The sequence below is a fragment of the Streptomyces sp. NPDC079141 genome, from assembly GCF_040686775.1.
Lineage (GTDB): Bacteria > Actinomycetota > Actinomycetes > Streptomycetales > Streptomycetaceae > Streptomyces.
Genome location: NZ_JBFBLP010000003.1, coordinates 255,699 through 272,948, shown reverse-complemented (window position 1 = coordinate 272,948; position 17,250 = coordinate 255,699). Strand labels below are relative to the sequence as shown.

Genomic DNA, 17,250 nt, shown 5'->3' with positions numbered 1-17,250 from the left:
CCCGCCCGGCTACTTGTCCTTCTTCGCGTTCTGCTGGTTGCGGTTGAACTCGGCGACGTTGCGCTGGTGCTCCTCGTAGTTCGCCGTGAAGCGGGTGTCGCCCGGCTTGACGGTGACGAAGTACAGCCAGTCGCCCGGGGTGGGGCTGATCGCGGCGCGCATCGCGTCCTCGCCCGGGTTGTCGATGGGGGTCGGCGGCAGGCCCATGCGCTGGTACGAGTTGTAGGGGCTGTCGATGCGGGTGTCGGCGTCCGTCGTGCGGAGCGTGGAGCGGTTCAGGGCGTAGTTGATGGTGGAGTCCATCTGGAGCGGCATGCCGCGCTCCAGCCGGTTGAAGACGACCCGCGCCACCTTGCCCATGTCGGCCTTGGTGGCGGCCTCGGCCTGGACGATGCTGGCGATGGTGACGGCCTGATAGACGTTCATCGCGTTGCGCTGGGCGCCGGCCGCGATGGGTGCGCCGTTGAACTTCTTGTTGGCGGTGTCGACCATGAACGACAGCAGCGACTCGGGCGTCGCCTTCTTGCCGTTCTGTTCGAGCGGATACGTGGCCGGGAAGAGATAGCCCTCCGGGTTGCCCTCCGCGTCGTTCGGCAGCTTCAGGTTGGCCTTGCCCAGAGACTTCCTGGTCGTGCCCGGGGGCAGGGCGAGGGTCTTGTCCACGGCTTCGTAGACCTGGCCGGCGCGCCAGCCCTCCGGGACGAGCAGGGTGGTGGGCTTCTTCTCCCCCTCGCTCTGCAGGCTCAGCAGCGGCACCGCCACGGCGGTGCCCGCCACGACGGCCCCGGTCGCGATGAGGACGAGACGGCCCCGGCGCGTCAGACGAATCGCGCTCCGTGGCGGAGTGTTCATGTGCATGCGGGCACGGTAACCCGCGAATCACCCTAAACCCGGCATATCGTCATCTTGTCGGCTCCAGTTGGGCGTCCCTGCGGACCAGGGCCGCATACCGCCCGTCCCGCCCCAACAGCTCCTCGTGCGTGCCGCGTTCGACGGCCCGCCCGGAGTCCAGGACCACGATCTGGTCGGCACCCCGAACGGTGGACAGCCGGTGCGCGATGGTGAGCGTGGTGCGGTCGGCCGAGAGCGCGTCGATGGCCTCCTGCACCGCGCGTTCCGTACGGGTGTCCAGGGCGCTGGTCGCCTCGTCGAGGACGAGCACCGGAGGGTCGCGCAGGATGGTGCGGGCGATGGCCAGGCGCTGCTTCTCGCCGCCGGAGAAGCGGTGGCCGCGCTCGCCGACGACCGTGTCGTAGCCGTCGGGCAGGGATGCGATGTGCTCGTGGATCTGGGCCGCCTTCGCCGCCTCGTACAGCTCCTCGTCGGTGGCGTCCGGCTTGGCGAAGCGCAGGTTGTCGGCGACCGAGGCGTGGAAGAGGTACGTCTCCTGCGAGACGACGCCGACCGCGCGGGCGAGGGTGTCGAAGTCGAGGTCGCGGACGTCGACGCCGTCGAGGGTGACACGGCCGCCGGTCACGTCGTACAGGCGCGGAACCAGATGGCCGAGCGTGGACTTGCCCGCGCCGGTCGGGCCGACGAGCGCGAGGCTGCCGCCCGCGGGGACGGTGATGTCGATGCCGTCGAGGATCGGGCCGCTCTTGCCGTCGTAGCGGAACTCGACGTTCTCGAAGCGGACCTCGCCCTTGACCTGGTCCAGGTGGACGGGGTTCTCGCGCTCGGTGATGTCGATCGGCAGGTCGAGGTATTCGAAGATGCGCTGGAAGAGGGCGAGCGAGGCCTGGATCTGGACGCCGGTGCCGAGCAGGCTGACGGCCGGGCGGAACAGGCCCTGCTGGAGCGAGACGAAGGCGACGATCGTGCCGATCGAGACCTGGGGGCCGCCGAACTGCAGGGCCAGGCCCGCGGTCCAGTAGATGACGGCCGGCATCGCGGCCATGACGATCGTGATGACGGCCATCCGCCAGCGGCCCGCCATGTTCGAGCGCACCTCAAGGCCGACGAGCTGCTCGGACTCCGCGGCGAAGGCCCGGGTGAGCGAGTCGGAACGGCCCATCGTGCGGCCGAGCAGGATGCCGCTGACCGAGAGCGACTCCGTCACCGTGGCGGCCATCGCGGCCATCTGCTTCTGGCGCTGGGTGGTGATCTTCCTGCGCTCGTTGCCGACGCGACGGCTGATCCACACGAACACCGGGAGCAGCAGGAGCGAGACGACGGTCAGCCGCCAGTCCAGGGCGATCATCGCGGCGATCGTGGCGACCACGCTGGTGAAGTTGGCGACCAGGGAGGTGGCGGTGGAGGTGACGGTGGCCTGCATGCCGCCGATGTCGTTGGCGATGCGGGACTGGACCTCGCCGGTGCGGGTCCGGGTGAAGAAGGCCAGCGACATGCGCTGGAGGCGGCCGTAGACGGCAGTGCGCAGGTCGTGCATGACGCGCTGGCCGACGGTGGTCGAGATCAGGGTCTGGAGCACGCCGAAGACGCTGGTGAGGACGGCGCCGACGATCATGCCGAGCGCGAGCAGGCTGAGCAGACCGGTGCGGCCCTCAGGGATGGCGACGTCGAGGATCTCCTTCAGCAGGAAGGGCGTCGCGACGGAGACCAGGGAGGAGGCGCCGACCAGCAGGCCGACGACGGCGAGGCGCCCGCGGTAGGGGCGGAACAGACGCAGGATGCGGCGCACCTGCCGGGGCTCTTCCTTGGACTCTTCCGGCGGTGTCCAGTCGGGATTGTGATCGGGATGCATGGGCTCCTACGGGAGGTGAGTGGGCCGAGGGCCTGCGGCATGCAGGCCCTTCGGAGCTGAGGACTGACGGAGCTTAGCTCATTGTTACCTATACTCACAATGAACATCGTCCTGATATTGTTCCCGTATGACCACCCCCGATCCCGACGGCCAGCTCGCCGAGCAACTGCTGCGGTTCACCCGCCGTGTGCACCGCATCCAGAAGCGGCACATCGAGCAGTCCGGCCTCGGCGTCACCCCGGCCCAGTCCCGCCTGCTGCGCACCCTCGCGCACTACGGCTCACCGCCGCGCATGGCCGACCTCGCCGAGCGCCTGGAGGTGGTCCCGCGCGCGGTGACAACGCTGGTCGACGGCCTTGAGGCGAGCGGCAAGGTACGGCGGGTGCCGGATCCGACGAACCGGCGGGTGATCCGCATCGAGCTCACGGATGACGGGCACAAGGCGCTGCGGGCGCTGCACGGGGCACGCCGGTCGGCGGCACAGGAGATCCTGGCGCCGTTGACGGGGGCGCAGCGCGAGGTGCTCGGGGGGCTGCTGGACACTCTGGTCGACGGCGAAGGGCGCTGCTGAGCCTCAGGGCAGCTGTCTCGCCGGCGCCGCCACCGCCCGCAGCCGGGCCGCGTCCTGGCCCGGCGGGGCGCCGAAGAGGCGGCGGTACTCGCGGTTGAACTGCGAGGGGCTGTCGTAACCGACGAGGTGGCCGACGCCGGCGACATCGCCGGGGCGGGCGACCAGCAGGGAGCGGGCTTCCTGGAGGCGGATGCGCTTCTGGAACTGGAGCGGGCTCATGGCCGTGACCGCGCGGAAGGTGCGGTGGAAGGCGGAGGTACTCATCCCGGCCAGCTGGGCGAGGTCCTCAATGCGCATCGGTTCGGCGTAGTTCTCGCGGATCCAGCGGATGGCCCGGACGACGTAGGCGAGTCCGCTGTCGGACAGTCCGATCTGGCGGACCATGGCGCCGTGCGGGCCGGTCAGCAGCCGCCAGATGATCTCCCGCTCGATCAGCGGGGCGAGCACGGGCGCGTCCGCCGGGCGGTCGAGCAGCCGCAGCAGCCGGGCCACGGCGTCGAGCAGGTCGACTCCGGCCTCCCCGGTGGCCAGCGCGGTCGGGCCGGTCGTGGCGCGGGAGCGGGGTCCGGCGGGCGCCTCCAGCAGCAGGGACGCGACGGCGGCCGGGCGCAGCACCAACCCCACGCCGAGCGCCGGCACTTCGCGGCTCGCGCCCAGGAAGTGGCCGGTGACCGGCAGGTCGGCGGTGACCACCAGACACTGACCCGCCCGGTACTCGTGCACCTGGTCGCCGAGCAGGAGACGCTTGCCGCCCTGGGCCATGACGACCAGCAGGGGTTCGGTGAGCGAGTGGTCGGGCTCCGACGTCTCCACCCGCGAGACCAGCAGGCCCGGGATCGCCGACCGCGGGTCCGGGCCGGCGTGGGCCGCGATCAGGCCGCGGATCTCGTCCAGAAGCTCCTGAGAGGTGCGCACACTTCACCTTAGGGCTCGGACAGCTCCGTTCGAGGCGAAGTCAGCAGGATCGTGCAAGAGGCCAAGCGGATCGTTCTACCGCTGACCTGCAACTAGGCGCTTCCATAGTGGTGTCCGTTCGTGTCTGTTCCACCAACGAAGGAGCATGATCATGCCGCTCGACCACTACGTCACCCTGGGCCGCTCCGGCCTTCGCGTCAGCCCCTTCGCCCTCGGCGCGATGACCTTCGGCGAGGATCCCGGGGCCGCCGGATGCAGCGTCGAGGAGTCGGAGAGGATCCTCGCGGCCTACCTCGACCGCGGCGGGAACTTCGTCGACACCGCGAACTTCTACACCAACGGCCACTCGGAGAAGATCCTCGGCGACTGGTTCGCCGCGCACCCCGGACGCCGCGAACACGTCGTACTGGCCTCGAAGTTCTTCGGCAACCTCTTCCCCGGCGACCCCAACGGCGGTGGCGCGGGCCGCGGTTCGATCACCGCCCAGCTCCACGAGACGCTGCGCAGGCTGCGCACCGACCACCTCGATCTGTACTGGCTGCACAACTGGGACCGCCACACCCCGATCGAGGAGACGCTGCGCACCCTGGACGACCTCGTGCGGGCCGGCAAGATCCGCTACATCGGCTTCTCCAACACGCCCGCCTGGCTGACCGCGCAGGCCCAGACGACGGCCCTGCTGAAGGGCTGGACCCCGCTGATCGCGCTCCAGGTCGAGTATTCGCTGCTGGCCCGCACCGTCGAGGGCGAACTCGCCCCGCTCGCCCGCGACCAGGGCATGGCGCTGGTGCCGTGGAGCCCGCTGAAGAACGGCTTCCTGTCCGGCAAGTACCGGCGCGGCACCCAGGTCACCGACTCCGCCCGCGCGGCCTTCGTCGGCGGCCCCGGCGAGCGGGAGTACGAGGTGATCGACGCCGTCGCCGCCATCGCCGACGAACTCGGGACCACCTCCGCGGCGGTCTCGCTGGCCTGGCTGCGCGCCCGCGAGGGCACGGTCGTCCCCATCGTCGGCGCACGGCGCGTGGAACACCTGGAGAGCAACCTCGCAGGGCTGGACGTACGACTCACCCCCGAACACCTCGCCGCGCTCGACAAGGTGTCGGCCCCGGAGCTGAACTACCCGGCACCGATGCACGGTTCGCTGCGCGCGATGCTCCAGTTCGCGGGGGCCACGGTCGACGGGGAAGGGTCGGCGGTGTATCCGCCGCTGCTGCAGAGCGATGTTCGGTACTGACGGGCGCGGCGGGCCGCGGCGATGGGGTTCGCCGCGGCCCGCTCTGACGTCGACTGGCCTCGGAGAGGGTCTAACTGGCGTCGGAGACGGTCTCCTTGACCGGTCGGGCGGGCTCTTCGGCCACGACCGCCCCGCCCAGTACCTTCTTCGCCTTGGCGATGTCCAGCGCGCCCTCCCAGCGCGAGACGGCGAACACGGCGACACAGTTGCCGAGGAGGTTCGTCACGACGCGCATCGAGTCCATGATCCGGTCCACGCCCAGCAGCAGCGCGACCGCGCCGGCCGGGATGGCGCCGAGCGAGGAGGCGGTCGCGGACAGGGCGAGGAACGCCGAACCGGGGATGCCCGCCATGCCCTTGCTGGTCAGCATGAGCACCAGGATCACGGTGATCTGCTGGCCGAGGCTGAGGTCGACGCCGACGGCCTGGGCGATGAACAGGGTGCCGATGGAGAGGTAGAGCGAGGCGCCGTCGAGGTTGAAGGAGTAGCCGGTCGGCAGCACCAGGCCCACCGCGTCGTCGCGGGCTCCGGCCTTGCGCAGCTTCTGCATCACACGCGGCATGACCGACTCGGTGGACGCGGTGCCGAGCGCGAGGAGCATCTCCTCGCGGATGTAGCGCAGGAACTTCCAGAGGCTGAGCCCGGTGAGCAGCTTCAGGGCGACGGCGAGAAGCGCGATGAAGAACGCGGCGGCCGCGTAGCACAGGACGATCAGCTTGGCGTAGGTCTCGATCACGCCGAGGCCGTAGTTGCCGATCAGGACGGCCATCGCGCCGAACACCGCGATCGGGGCCAGGCGCATCACGAAGCCGACGATCGCAAAGATGATCTCCTGGGCCTGCTCGATGGCGGGCAGCACCTGCGGGACCTTGGTGTGGCCGAGGTGCAGCAGCGCGGCGCCCACCAGGCAGGCCAGCAGCAGGACTTGGAGCAGGGAGTTCTCGGCGAAGGCGCCAATGAAACTGGTGGGCAGGGCGTTCAGCACGAACTCGGTCGTCGAGGGTAGCGAACCGCCGCCCGTCTTCTCGTCGACCGCAGCGGTGTCGAGCGTGGCCGGGTCGACGTTCATCCCGGCGCCGGGCTGGACAACGTTGGCGGCGAGGAGCCCGATGAGCAGCGCGAGCGTGCTCGCGACCTCGAACCAGATCAGCGCCTTGAGCCCGATCCGGCCGAAGGCCTTCAGATCACCGGCCTTGGCGATGCCGACGACGACCACGCAGAACACGAGCGGGGAGATGATCGTCTTGATCAGCCGGGTGAAACCGTCGCCGAGCGGCTGAAGGTCCGCGGCGAAGCCGGGCCACAGCTTCCCGACGACGATTCCGAGTACGAGCGCGCAGGCGACCTGCGCGAAGAGAGAGGTACGCAGCAAGCGTGCGACGCGTCGCGGCAGGGACGGGACGGACGGCGGCACGGGCACTCCTTGGAGGGACGGCGGTACACAGAAGCCGGGGACAGGACTTCTGCAATACGGAAAGTTGCTTCCGCGCCGTTCACTCTTCAGGTGCCGTGAATCCCGTACGAGACCGCCGTGTTGCCACCGTGTAAATCACGCCCCGCGTGACGCATCGCACGCCGCCCGCCTCAGCAGCCGCTGCGATCCTGCGTCAACACCCCTTGGGCGGTGGCCAGCTTGCGGTCGTAGCAGCCCTCGGAGCCGTACAGCCGGTAGTTCTCGCTCGATGTGCCGACCGCGTGTCGCTGGTCGCGGGGCACGTTCACCGTCCAGGTCGCGTCGCCCGTGTAACTGTCGTCGAGCCGCGACCAGGCGGTGCGCCGCCCGTCCTGGGTCACGGCGAGCGCGGCCCGGTCGCCCAGGGTCAGCACGGTGCGCAGCCGGTCATCCGCGCCGAGCGTGGTGGTGCCGTCCATCGTGTACGTCCGGTGCGTGCGCGTCGTGCGGGCCGGTCCGCGTCCGTCGACCGTGACCGACTCGTCGTCCCTCCAGGTGGCGTCGAGTGCGTCCGTGGTCTCACCGTCGGTCCACCGGTGGACGGAGTCGTGTGCCAGCGAACGGCGGACGGTCGTCGTCACCCGGCCGTGCGAGGTCTGGACGTATCCGGAGACGGTCAAGCGGTGCGCGCTCTCGGTGAGCACCTCGTGCTGTGTACTCGGCTGATACGTCGAGGAGTTGGTCAGGCCGTCGTCCTGGTGCGCGGTGAGCCCGCCGGTGACGTGCGCGCTGCCCTCGTCCTGCCAGACGAGGATGTTCACGGGGGCGCTCCAGCCGGGCCGCCCCTCGGGCAGGCCGGCGACGGAGACCTCGACGCGGTGCGGGCGGCCGTCGTTGAGGATCCCGGCGAACGGCGTCAGGTCGTATTCGATCGGCTTGACGTCGAAGGCGCGCGGTCCCGGAACGACGTACCAGAGGAAGGGGTTGGACCAGCCGCCCGTCCACACGTGCGGGAACGGTGCGGCAATTCCGGCCAGTTGGCCGTCCACGCGGATCTGCACCTCCCGGTTCGGGCCGCCGGCGGACTGGCAGGAGTACGGGGCGGTGTCCGGCACCGAGAGGTACCAGTACTCCTCGCAGCCGCCGCCGGATCCGGTGGCGTACACCTCGGCGACGATGCGCTCGCTGTTGCGCGGGGTGGTGAGGGCGGCGCCGTCGGCGAGCGGGAGGACCCGGTCGGGGGTGCGGGCGGTGTTGCCCGTGTAGAACGTCAGGGTGACCTTTACGTCGATGACTCCGGTGTAGGTGTCGTTGACGACGTTGCCGATGAGCATCTCGACGTCCTGGCCGGTGCGCAGGGTGTCGCTGTAGCGGGTGACGTCCTTCTCGACCGACCACTCGATGCCGTCGGGCGACGGCTGCGGGGTCGAGGTACGGAAGATCTCCACGCCGCCGACGCTGATGTGACCGAGGCGGTCGTACTGGCGGCCCTTCACCTTGCCGTCGAGCCGCAGCACCACCTTGCTCCAGCTGTCACCGCAGCCGTCGGGGGGTGTGTAGCTGCCCCGGTAGGGCGTGAAGTCGCGGAACTGCGCCTCCGCGAGGGTGACCCGGCAGGAGGGGGTGTCCGGCGCGGTGACGGGCGGGGCGGCGGTGACCGGGTCGTGCCAGTCGCTGCCGAACTCGGCGGGGATCTCGGAGGCGGCTCGGGCCGGGCCTTCGGCGGTGGCGCCGGCGGGACCTTCGGCGGCGCGTGTCGGGCTCGCGCCGAGCAGGGTGCTCGCCAGGAGGGTCGCTCCGGTGAGCATGGACATGATGATCCGGCTTGTCATGCGGGTGTTCTACGGGGAGTTGGCGCCGCCCGCAATGGGGCGTCGGGACACGGGTGGGACGGGCAGCCGGATCCGTTCGCCTGTGCGGAAAACCGTTTGCCTCCGACCACGCTGCGACGCGAACCTGTCACGGTTTGCTGCCGCCGAACGCGGCCCCTTCTACCTTCCTTACACGAGCCACTGGGACGTCATGCAGATTCAAGACCTTCCGTACCCCGACCCGGGCGTGCCGGACGCCCGTTCGGGCCCCCGCTTGCTGTGGTGGCTCTTCCGGAACCAACTGGGCGGACAACTGAAGTCGCTGGCCTGGGGGCTGGTGCACTTCGTGTCCGTCACCGCGCTGCCCTTCTGCGTGGGCCTCGCCATCCAGGCCGTCGTCGACCGCTCCGGCGCCCGACTCGCCCTCGCGGGCGGGCTGATGGCGCTGGCGGGCGCCGGTATCGCGATCGGCGACACCTTCCTGCACCGCGCCGCCGTCACCAACTGGATCACCGCCGCCGCCCGCGTCCAGCAGCTGCTGGCGCGCAAGGCTTCGCAGCTCGGCTCGGCACTGACCCGGCGCGTCGCGGCCGGCGAGGTCGTGGCCGTCTCCACCGGTGACGTCGAGAAGATCGGCTGGTTCGTGGAGGCCGTCTCCCGGTTCACCGCGGCCGCGGTCACCATCGTCCTGGTCTGCATCGGCCTCGTCGTCTACCAGCCCGCGCTCGGCGTGGTCGTCGCCGTGGGCCTGCCGGTCCTGGCCCTTGCCGTACTGCCGATGCTGCCCCGCGCCACCCGGCGCGCCGACTTCCAGCGCGAGAAGGCGGGTCGCGCCACCGAACTGGCCTCGGACACCGTCGCCGGACTGCGCGTACTGCGCGGCATCGGCGGCGAGGAACTCTTCCTCGACCGCTACCGCCGCGCCTCCCAGGAAGTGCGCCACGCGGCCGTGCGCAGCGCCCGCATGTGGGCCCTGATCTCCGCGATCCAGGTCCTGCTTCCGGGCCTGCTGCTGATCACGGTCGTCTGGTACGGCGTCCATCTGGCCCGCCAGGGCCGCATCGAGATCGGCGAACTGGTCACCGTCTACAGCTCGATCATGATCCTCACCTACCCTCTGCGGCACTTCGAAGAGATCGCGATGGCCTACTCCTTCTCGCGGCCCTCGGCCAAACGGGCCGCGGGGGTACTGGCGCTGGAGCGGGCCACCGACACCCGGGGGTCACGCGCCGCGGACCTGTCCTCGGGGGACCTGTACGACCCGGCCACCGGTCTGCTCGCGCCCGCCGGTTGCCTCACCGCCGTGGTGTGCGGCGACCCGGACGCGGCCGGCCGACTGGCCGAACGGCTGGGCGGCCACCCCTCGGAGGCCGGCACCTCGGTGCTGCTCGGCGGGGTGCCGCTGGACGAGCTGCCGCTCGACGCGGCCCGCACGGCCGTCCTCGTCCAGGACAAGGACCCGGTGCTGCTGTCCGGGACGCTGCGCGAGCTGCTCGACGTCCCCATGTCGGGCGATGTCGGCGCCGCCGAGGCGCTGTCGGCCGCGCAGTGCGAGGACGTCCTGGCCGCCCTGGTCCAGGGCTCGCTGGACGCCACCGACCCGATGGACGCCCGTATCACCGAACGCGGCCGCTCCCTGTCCGGCGGCCAACGCCAGCGCCTCGCCCTGGCCCGGTCGCTGGTCACCGACCCGGAGGTGCTCGTCCTCGACGAACCCACCTCCGCCGTCGACTCGCACACGGAGGCACGCATCGCCACCGGACTGCGGGACCTGCGGGCCGGACGCACCACCGTGGTGTTCACCTCCTCGCCGCTCCTCCTGGACCGCGCGGACCGGGTCGTCCTCGTCCACGAGGACGAGGTCGTGGCGGTCGGCGTGCACCGCGAACTGGTGCACAAGGAGCCGCGATACCGGGCGGTCGTGACGCGCGAGACCGAGCAAGAGGCGGCGGTGCGCGACGCCGACCGCCTTGACGAACTGCAAGAAATCGAGGAGACCGCATGATCGGCGTGGCGCCCCCGGCCTACGACCCGGCGGCCCCGACGACGGCGAACACGCTGCCCGTCGGCGCCCCGGCCACCGTACGCGCCTACGCGACCGAGCTGTTGCGCCGGCACCGCCGTGCCTTCCTGCTGCTCGTCGCCGTCAACACCACCGCTGTGGTGGCCTCCATGGCGGGCCCGTGGCTGCTCGGCGGCCTCGTCGAGCGGGTGGCGGACGGCGCACGGGAACTCCATCTGGGGCTGACCGTCACGCTGTTCGTGGTCGCCCTCGCCATCCAGGCGGTGTTCGTCCGCGAGGTCCGGCTGCGCGGCGCGATACTCGGCGAGCGGATGCTGGCCGACCTGCGCGAGGACTTCCTCGTACGGTCCGTCGGACTGCCGCCCGGCGTCCTGGAACGCGCCGGGACCGGCGACCTGCTCTCCCGGATCACCACCGACATCGACCGGCTCGCCAACGCCATGCGCGAGGCCGTGCCCCAGCTGGCGATCGGCGTGGTGTGGGCGGCCCTGCTGCTGGGCGGGCTCGTCGTCACGGCCCCGCCGCTGGGCGCCGCCGTGCTGCTCGCCGTGCCGCTGCTGGTGGTCGGCTGCCGCTGGTACTTCAAGCGGGCCCCCGCCGCCTACCGCTCCGAGGCCGCCGGGTACGCCGCCGTGGCCGCCGCGCTGGCCGAGACCGTCGACGCGGGCCGCACCGTCGAGTCCCACCGACTGGGCGACCGCCGCATCGAGCTGTCCAAGCAGCGGATCAAGGAGTGGACCGCCTGGGAGCGGTACACACTGTGGCTGCGCTCGGTGCTCTTCCCGGTCGTCAGCATCACCCATGTGACCGTGCTCGGCTCGGTCCTGATGCTCGGCGGCACGTTCGTGCTCCAGGGCTGGATCGACGTCGGCCAGCTCACCACGGGCGCGCTGATCGCGCAGATGCTCGTCGACCCGGTGGGGCTCATCCTCAGGTGGTACGACGAGTTGCAGGTGGCCCAGGTGTCGCTGGCCCGGCTGGTCGGAGTACGGGACATCGAACCGGACGCGGGCGATCCCTCGCTCGCCCCCGACGGGCGCGACGTGCACGCCGACCGGGTCCACTTCGGCTACGTCGACGGCGTGGACGTGCTGCGCAAGGTGTCCCTTGAGGTGGCCCCGGGAACCCGGCTGGCGCTGGTCGGACCCTCCGGCGCGGGCAAGTCGACCCTCGGTCGCCTGCTCGCCGGCATCTACGCGCCGCGGGACGGCCACATCGCCCTCGGCGGCGCCGAACTGTCCCGGATGCCTGCCGAGCGCGTCCGCGAGCACGTGGCCCTCGTCAACCAGGAGCACCACGTCTTCGTGGGCTCCCTGCGCGACAACCTGCTGCTCGCCCGCACCAACGCCGCCGACGCCGAGCTGTGGGCGGCCCTCGGGGCGGTCGACGCGGACGGCTGGGCGCGCGCCCTCGACGACGGCCTGGACACGGAGGTCGGCTCGGGCGGCTTCGCGCTCACCCCCGCCCAGGCGCAGCAGATCGCGCTGGCCCGGCTGGTGCTGGCCGACCCGCACACGCTGGTCCTGGACGAGGCGACCTCGCTGCTCGACCCACGCGCGGCACGGCACCTGGAACGCTCCCTGGCCCGCGTTCTGGACGGCCGCACGGTCGTGGCCATCGCCCACCGCCTGCACACCGCCCACGACGCCGACGTCATCGCCGTCGTCGAGAACGGCCGCATCAGCGAGCTGGGCAGCCATGACGAGCTGGTCGCGGCGGACGGCGCGTACGCGGCGCTGTGGCGGTCCTGGCACGGGTGAGACGGGCTCGGGGACCCCGAACCGGGGGCCGGAATGGGGGCCGGGCGATGTGCGTGAGCCGTCGCTCGGGGTACTCGATGGGCGGGTGAGCCGGCTGCTGGTGTGTCGGCAGCCGGCGTGCTGGTTGCGAGTGTGCTGTCGGCCGAGTGGGTGAGCCCGCTCGCCGCAGTAGTGCTCGTGGCAGTCGCGGGCCCCGGCGGTGGGCGCGCTCAGCGCGGCGTGGCCGCGTGCCGTGCCGACCGGTGCCCGCCCGGTCGGCTGTGGGCGTCGTGCAGTGCCCGGTTTCCTCGGCCCGGGGTCGCAGGCCGCAGCGGCGCTGTACGCGGCGTGGACCCGTGCCGTTGCGCGGGGGCGAAAAGGGGTGGAAGGCTGGTTAGCGGCACCGGTTCGGGGAGCAGCCGGGAGCCATGCGGTTCGCGCCGGGCGCAGCCAGTGCCCCACGCGCCGGCCCGCTGCCGATCGCGGTGACAGCGGGCTCGTCCCCACCACCTGGAGGTACCCGTGAACAGCGCCGACGGATGGGGAGACGACGTCTACCAGCCCGATGCGTCCGAGGTCCAGGACGACGCGGGTCTGCTCGACGCTGAAGACACCCTGGTCAACGACGGTGTCGGCGACCCCCTCGACCGCGGTTGGTCCCCGCCGGAGAGACCGTGGGCGGTGGAGCACACCGGTGTGACCGCGGCCGAACGCCAACAGGGCGAGACGCTGGACCAACGACTCGCCGAGGAGATGCCCGACCTCGCCGTGCCGGACGACGACGGCATCGGCGACTGCGACGGCACCGACGGCGAACTCCTGGACAACGAGGTAGGCGCCGCCCGCTCCGGCCGTCTGGTCGCCCCCAACGAGGGAGCGCACGAGGACGAGGAGAGCGGGCTCGTCGCCACGGACGTCGGCATCGACGGTGCCGCGGCCTCGGCCGAGGAGGCCGCCATGCACATCGTCGACGAGGACGCCCTGTCCGGCTGACCCCGCAGTCCCGCCCGCCCGCAAGGAGCCTTCATGCAGCAGGACAAGCACCCCGATTACCACGCGGTCGTCTTCCGGGACCGGGCCGCCGGGTACGCCTTCCTCACCCGGTCCACCGCGACCAGCGGCGAGACCATCGAGTGGGACGACGGCGAGACCTACCCGGTCGTCGACGTGGAGATCTCCTCCGAGAGCCACCCGTTCTACACCGGCAAGGCACGGACGGTGGACTCGGAGGGCCGCGTCGCCCGGTTCGAGCGACGCTACGGCGGGGCGGGGCAGGACTCCGACGGGGCCTGAGCGGACCGGGCGGCCGCGTCGAGCCGGGTCGCCGAGCGGCGCGCGGCCGCTCAGAGGACGTCGGTCGCTCAGCCGAAGTCCGTCGCTCAGGCGAAGTCGCTGGCTCAGATGAAGTTGAGGGCCGCCGCGCAGCCCACTCCCCCGAGCAGCATGAACGCCGGCATGAGCACCTTCAGCTCCACCCAGCTGCCGGCCCGGAACCGCAGGGCCTTCGGCGGCCCCACGGGGTACCAGCGCTTGCGGCCCACCGGGATCGGCCACAGGATCGGGCAGCCCGACACCGTCAGCGAGTCCCCGATGTCGTGGACCAGCGCGCCCAGCACGATCGGCAGCCCCAGCCACAGGTACTCCTGGCCCGGCGCCGTGAACAGCCAGTCCGAACCGTTGCCCGGCTTGTCCAGCACACCGGCGAGGATCCACGCGCTGGTCGCGGCCAGCAGCCAGACCAGGATGTCGCTGCTGGAGCCGCGGGCCGCCCGCCACAGCAGGCCCTCGATGGCCAGCACCATGTGCGCGAAGAGGATGCCCAGCACCGCCCAGCGGCCGCCGGCGATCGCCAGCACCGAGGCTCCGGCGCCGATCAGCACCGCCCACAGCCAGGTGTGCGTGAGCGTGCGGTGCCCGCCGGAGCGGCGCGGGTCGCCCTGCTTCCTCGTGGCCTTGTAGACCGAATAGGAGAGCTTGTCGACGATCTCGCACAGCCCCCGTGAGAGCGGCCCGAAGGCCCGGGAGATGGTGGCGGCCTTGTGGTCGAGGTCCGGGGCCAGAGCGGCGCCGGCGCAGATCAGCGCGCCGACCAGGACGACGGGCCAGGGCATCGGATGTCCGGCCGCGGCGGCCGCCGCCCCGACGCCGAGCCAGGCCGCGGCGCCCGACAGTGAGTGTGCTGGTCCCATCATGGCCGTTGCCCGCCCCATTCCTCGTGTGCCGCTGTCCAGTTGACGGTGTGCGCTGACGTGTTGTCGGCGACACAGCGTAGCGTTCGCGATCTTCGGACCGGGATCCGATTCCCCTGACGGCCCGGTCGCCAGGCAAGATGGGTGGGTGACCCTCATCGATCAGCTGCCGCCGACCGCCGACCCCGACGCCCTCTACGAAGCCTTCGAGTCGTGGGCCGAGGAGCGCGGTCTGACTCTCTACCCCCACCAGGAGGAGGCGCTGATCGAGGTGGTCTCCGGCGCGAACGTGATCGTGTCGACGCCCACCGGCTCCGGCAAGAGCATGATCGCGGCGGCCGCCCACTTCGCCGCGCTGGCCCGCGACGAGGTCACCTTCTACACGGCTCCGATCAAGGCACTGGTCTCGGAGAAGTTCTTCGAGCTGTGCAAGATCTTCGGCACCGAGAACGTCGGCATGCTCACCGGCGACGCCTCCGTCAACGCGGACGCCCCGGTCATCTGCTGCACGGCCGAAGTGCTCGCCTCGATCGCGCTGCGCGACGGCAAGCACGCGGATGTCGGCCAGGTCGTCATGGACGAGTTCCACTTCTACGCAGAGGGGGACCGCGGCTGGGCCTGGCAGATCCCGATCCTGGAGCTTCCCCAGGCGCAGTTCGTCCTGATGTCGGCCACCCTCGGCGACGTCTCGATGTTCGAGAAGGACCTCACCCGGCGCACCGGCCGCCCGACCGCGGTGGTGCGTTCGGCGACGCGTCCGGTGCCGCTTTCCTACGAGTACAAGCTCACCCCGCTCACCGAGACGCTCACCGAGCTGCTGGACACCAAGCAGGCGCCGGTCTACATCGTGCACTTCACCCAGGCGCAGGCCGTGGAGCGGGCGCAGGCGCTGATGAGCATCAACATGTGCACGCGCGAGGAGAAGGACCAGATCGCCGAGCTGATCGGCAACTTCCGCTTCACCACCAAGTTCGGCCGCAACCTCTCCCGGTACGTACGGCACGGCATCGGTGTCCATCACGCCGGCATGCTGCCCAAGTACCGCCGCCTGGTGGAGAAGCTCGCGCAGGCGGGCCTGCTGAAGGTCATCTGCGGCACGGACACGCTCGGTGTGGGCGTCAACGTGCCCATCCGCACCGTGCTGTTCACGGCCCTGACCAAGTACGACGGCAGCCGCGTCCGCACGCTGCGGGCCCGCGAGTTCCACCAGATCGCCGGACGCGCCGGACGGGCGGGCTTCGACACGGCGGGCTTCGTCGTCGCCCAGGGCCCCGAGCACGTCATCGAGAACGAGAAGGCGCTGGCCAAGGCCGGCGACGACCCGAAGAAGCGGCGCAAGGTCGTCCGCAAGAAGGCACCGGAGGGCTTCGTCGGCTGGACGGAGAACACCTTCGAGAAGCTCATCGCCTCCGAGCCGGAGCCGCTGACGTCCCGCTTCCGGGTGACGCACACCATGCTGCTGTCGGTGATCGCGCGTCCCGGCAACGCCTTCGAAGCGATGCGGCACCTGCTGGAGGACAACCACGAGCCGCGCAAGGCGCAGCTGCGGCACATCCGGCGTGCGATCGCGATCTACCGTTCGCTGCTGGACGGCGGCATCGTCGAGAAGCTCGACCAGCCGGACGCCGAGGGTCGCATCGTCCGTCTCACCGTGGATCTCCAGCAGGACTTCGCGCTCAACCAGCCGCTGTCCACGTTCGCGCTGGCCGCCTTCGAGCTGCTGGACCCCGAGTCGCCGTCGTACGCCCTGGACATGGTGTCGGTCGTGGAGTCCACGCTGGACGACCCGCGCCAGATTCTGGTCGCCCAGCTGAACAAGGCGAAGGGCGAGGCCGTCGCGGCGATGAAGGCCGACGGGGTGGAGTACGAGGAGCGCATGGAGCGGCTCCAGGACATCTCGTACCCCAAGCCGCTGGAGGAGCTGCTCTTCCACGCGTACAACACGTACCGCAAGAGCCATCCCTGGGTGGGCGACCATCCGCTGTCGCCGAAGTCCGTCATCCGCGACATGTACGAACGGGCAATGTCCTTCACGGAGTTGGTGTCGTTCTACGAGCTGGCGCGCACCGAGGGCATCGTGCTGCGCTACCTGGCCAGCGCCTACAAGACCCTCGACCACAACATCCCGGACGACCTGAAGTCCGAGGACCTTCAGGACCTGATCGAGTGGCTCGGCGAGATGGTCCGCCAGGTCGACTCCAGCCTGCTGGACGAGTGGGAGCAACTCGCCAACCCCGAGGAGATGACGGCCGAGGAGGCCCAGGAGAAGGCCGACGAGGTCAAGCCGGTCACCACCAACGCGCGCGCCTTCCGGGTGCTGGTCCGCAATGCGCTCTTCCGCCGCGTGGAGCTCGCCGCCCTCGACCAGGTCGAGGAGCTGGGCGAGATGGACGCCGACGCCGGCTGGGACGCGGACGCCTGGGGCGAGGCCATGGACAAGTACTGGGACGAGTACGACGACCTCGGCACCGGCCCCAATGCCCGCGGCCCGAAGCTGCTGCTGATCGAGGAGCAGCCGGAGCACAGCTTGTGGCGCGTTCGCCAGATCTTCGACGACCCGAACGGCGATCATGACTGGGGCATCAGCGCGGAGGTCGATCTCGCGGCCTCCGACGCGGAGGGCCGCGCGGTCGTCCGCGTCACCGACGTCGGCCAGCTGTGAACACAGGAG

13 protein-coding genes are annotated in these 17,250 nt (G+C 70.9%); 7 read left to right on the top strand and 6 right to left on the bottom strand.

The features are described 5' to 3' along the window. Nucleotides 1–9 precede the first annotated feature (9 nt). Together mltG and AB0Q90_RS10955 are read right to left on the bottom strand one after the other, a co-directional pair. Nucleotides 10–858, bottom strand: a complete 849-nt coding sequence (gene mltG, locus AB0Q90_RS10960) for an endolytic transglycosylase MltG (RefSeq protein ID WP_363165455.1) — start codon at nt 856–858, stop codon at nt 10–12. Between the two features lie 43 nt (nt 859–901). Beyond that, nucleotides 902–2,704, bottom strand: a complete 1,803-nt coding sequence (locus AB0Q90_RS10955; RefSeq protein WP_363165456.1) for an ABC transporter ATP-binding protein — start codon at nt 2,702–2,704, stop codon at nt 902–904. A gap of 127 nt (nt 2,705–2,831) precedes the next feature. Between AB0Q90_RS10955 and AB0Q90_RS10950 the strand changes: the two genes are divergently transcribed. Next, the gene (locus AB0Q90_RS10950; protein WP_363165457.1) at nt 2,832–3,275 is read left to right on the top strand and encodes a MarR family transcriptional regulator; all 444 of its coding nucleotides are present in this window, start codon (nt 2,832–2,834) and stop codon (nt 3,273–3,275) included. Nucleotides 3,276–3,278: 3 nt separating this feature from the next. On the opposite strand, the gene AB0Q90_RS10945 is transcribed toward AB0Q90_RS10950, so the two are convergent. Continuing rightward, the gene (locus AB0Q90_RS10945) at nt 3,279–4,190 is read right to left on the bottom strand and encodes an AraC family transcriptional regulator (protein WP_363165459.1); all 912 of its coding nucleotides are present in this window, start codon (nt 4,188–4,190) and stop codon (nt 3,279–3,281) included. Between the two features lie 151 nt (nt 4,191–4,341). Here AB0Q90_RS10945 and AB0Q90_RS10940 point away from each other — a divergent pair, with 151 nt between their 5' ends. Further along, entirely contained in the window at nt 4,342–5,424 is a 1,083-nt protein-coding gene (locus AB0Q90_RS10940) for an aldo/keto reductase (RefSeq protein ID WP_363165460.1), read from the top strand. A 70-nt stretch (nt 5,425–5,494) separates the two neighbouring features. Here the strand turns inward: AB0Q90_RS10940 and AB0Q90_RS10935 are convergent, their stop codons facing one another. After that, entirely contained in the window at nt 5,495–6,838 is a 1,344-nt protein-coding gene (locus AB0Q90_RS10935; protein WP_363165461.1) for a cation:dicarboxylase symporter family transporter, read from the bottom strand. Nucleotides 6,839–7,008: 170 nt separating this feature from the next. Next, nucleotides 7,009–8,649 carry a peptide-N4-asparagine amidase gene (locus tag AB0Q90_RS10930; RefSeq protein WP_363165462.1) on the bottom strand — a complete coding sequence of 547 codons (1,641 nt, stop codon included), beginning with the start codon at nt 8,647–8,649 and terminating at the stop codon, nt 7,009–7,011. A 190-nt stretch (nt 8,650–8,839) separates the two neighbouring features. Here AB0Q90_RS10930 and AB0Q90_RS10925 point away from each other — a divergent pair, with 190 nt between their 5' ends. The 4 genes from AB0Q90_RS10925 to AB0Q90_RS10910 all read left to right on the top strand — a co-directional run bounded on the left by AB0Q90_RS10925 (nt 8,840) and on the right by AB0Q90_RS10910 (nt 13,683). Next, the gene (locus AB0Q90_RS10925; RefSeq protein ID WP_363165463.1) at nt 8,840–10,633 is read left to right on the top strand and encodes an ABC transporter ATP-binding protein; all 1,794 of its coding nucleotides are present in this window, start codon (nt 8,840–8,842) and stop codon (nt 10,631–10,633) included. Continuing rightward, nucleotides 10,630–12,411 carry an ABC transporter ATP-binding protein gene (locus AB0Q90_RS10920; protein ID WP_363165464.1) on the top strand — a complete coding sequence of 594 codons (1,782 nt, stop codon included), beginning with the start codon at nt 10,630–10,632 and terminating at the stop codon, nt 12,409–12,411. The genes AB0Q90_RS10925 and AB0Q90_RS10920 overlap by 4 nt, the downstream gene beginning before the upstream one ends. 501 nt (nt 12,412–12,912) lie before the next feature. Then, complete coding sequence (locus AB0Q90_RS10915) at nt 12,913–13,383, top strand: DUF5709 domain-containing protein (protein ID WP_363165465.1); 471 nt, start codon at nt 12,913–12,915, stop codon at nt 13,381–13,383. A 33-nt stretch (nt 13,384–13,416) separates the two neighbouring features. Continuing rightward, entirely contained in the window at nt 13,417–13,683 is a 267-nt protein-coding gene (locus AB0Q90_RS10910; RefSeq protein ID WP_363165466.1) for a type B 50S ribosomal protein L31, read from the top strand. Between the two features lie 104 nt (nt 13,684–13,787). Here the strand turns inward: AB0Q90_RS10910 and AB0Q90_RS10905 are convergent, their stop codons facing one another. Further along, nucleotides 13,788–14,582 carry a metal-dependent hydrolase gene (locus AB0Q90_RS10905; RefSeq protein WP_363165467.1) on the bottom strand — a complete coding sequence of 265 codons (795 nt, stop codon included), beginning with the start codon at nt 14,580–14,582 and terminating at the stop codon, nt 13,788–13,790. Between the two features lie 145 nt (nt 14,583–14,727). Between AB0Q90_RS10905 and AB0Q90_RS10900 the strand changes: the two genes are divergently transcribed. Continuing rightward, complete coding sequence (locus AB0Q90_RS10900) at nt 14,728–17,241, top strand: DUF3516 domain-containing protein (protein ID WP_363165468.1); 2,514 nt, start codon at nt 14,728–14,730, stop codon at nt 17,239–17,241. Nucleotides 17,242–17,250: the final 9 nt, after the last annotated feature.

What these genes read in the sequence shown, in the direction of transcription:
- AB0Q90_RS10950 (WP_363165457.1), top strand. Translation starts at nt 2,832, where the DNA reads ATGACCACCCCCGATCCCGACGGCCAGCTCGCCGAGCAACTGCTGCGG.
- AB0Q90_RS10955 (WP_363165456.1), bottom strand. Translation starts at nt 2,704, where the DNA reads ATGCATCCCGATCACAATCCCGACTGGACACCGCCGGAAGAGTCCAAG.
- AB0Q90_RS10940 (WP_363165460.1), top strand. Translation starts at nt 4,342, where the DNA reads ATGCCGCTCGACCACTACGTCACCCTGGGCCGCTCCGGCCTTCGCGTC.
- AB0Q90_RS10925 (WP_363165463.1), top strand. Translation starts at nt 8,840, where the DNA reads ATGCAGATTCAAGACCTTCCGTACCCCGACCCGGGCGTGCCGGACGCC.
- AB0Q90_RS10905 (WP_363165467.1), bottom strand. Translation starts at nt 14,582, where the DNA reads ATGATGGGACCAGCACACTCACTGTCGGGCGCCGCGGCCTGGCTCGGC.
- AB0Q90_RS10930 (WP_363165462.1), bottom strand. Translation starts at nt 8,649, where the DNA reads ATGACAAGCCGGATCATCATGTCCATGCTCACCGGAGCGACCCTCCTG.
- AB0Q90_RS10920 (WP_363165464.1), top strand. Translation starts at nt 10,630, where the DNA reads ATGATCGGCGTGGCGCCCCCGGCCTACGACCCGGCGGCCCCGACGACG.
- AB0Q90_RS10910 (WP_363165466.1), top strand. Translation starts at nt 13,417, where the DNA reads ATGCAGCAGGACAAGCACCCCGATTACCACGCGGTCGTCTTCCGGGAC.
- mltG (WP_363165455.1), bottom strand. Translation starts at nt 858, where the DNA reads ATGCACATGAACACTCCGCCACGGAGCGCGATTCGTCTGACGCGCCGG.